At 62.5% G+C, this 845-nt stretch carries 1 protein-coding gene; it reads right to left on the reverse strand.

Annotated features, from left to right (window positions below):
• Positions 1–675 (reverse strand): DUF3060 domain-containing protein (locus tag CXQ97_RS19690; RefSeq protein WP_146069732.1); only part of this gene is annotated, 675 nt, incomplete at its 3' end.
• Positions 676–845: the final 170 nt, after the last annotated feature.

Below are 845 nucleotides of genomic sequence, written 5' to 3' on the forward strand. Positions count from 1 at the left end.
TGCGACCGAGTTGTTTCCTTCGGTCTCGATGACCGGGTCGCCGGACTGGTAGGTGACCGTGTTGTCGTCGCCTTCTACATCGATGTCGCTGGTCTCCTCGACCTCGATGGTGTTGGTGTCTCCGTCGACGCTCACCTCAGGTACTGCCCCTGTGGTGGCAGTGTTGCCATCGCCTTCGATGTCGAGTGTGTCGGCATTTCCGCCTGTGATGGTGTTGTCGTCTCCATCGATCTCGACGTCCTCGCAGTCGCCCGTGATTGTCAGGTCGACGTTGTCAGTCTCGATGTCGATGTCTCCTCCGCCATTACATTCAACCGTGACCGGGTCGGTGGAACTGGTGATCTTATGCTCAGCACCTGCTACGAGTGAGATCGTCGAGGCGACACCCGTGCCAGCGGATGCGGACCCTGTAGCCGAGGCTGTGGCTGTGGCTGTGGCTGATCCTGAAGCGGTCGCTGACGATCCGGCAGAAGACGTGGCAGAGGAGGTCGCACGCGAGGTTGCTGAGGGGGAGGCGGACATCGTTCCGCCGGCCGAGGGACTTGACGTCGACGTCTCGCTGCCTGGTGTCGCGGTTCCTGCGTCGGTGCCGGAGCCTGTGGAACAGGCTGCGAGGAGCAGGACGGTGGAGGCGAGTACTCCGACTCGGGTGAGGGTGTGGTTCTGGGGGTTCATCGGTTCTCCCTGGCTGACACGTAGCTTGCTGTGCCGCTGCGTATACCGCGGCCATCCTGACGTAACCGCCAGGGTGTGAGCCTACGCGCTGTTATTCGCGCAAGCCCGCCCGGATGATCGGCCCACTGTGCGGTGGACAATTCGTGGATCGGAGGTTTGCGGCTGGCACC

The sequence above is a fragment of the Arthrobacter sp. B0490 genome, assembly GCF_002929355.1.
Lineage (GTDB): Bacteria > Actinomycetota > Actinomycetes > Actinomycetales > Micrococcaceae > Arthrobacter_D.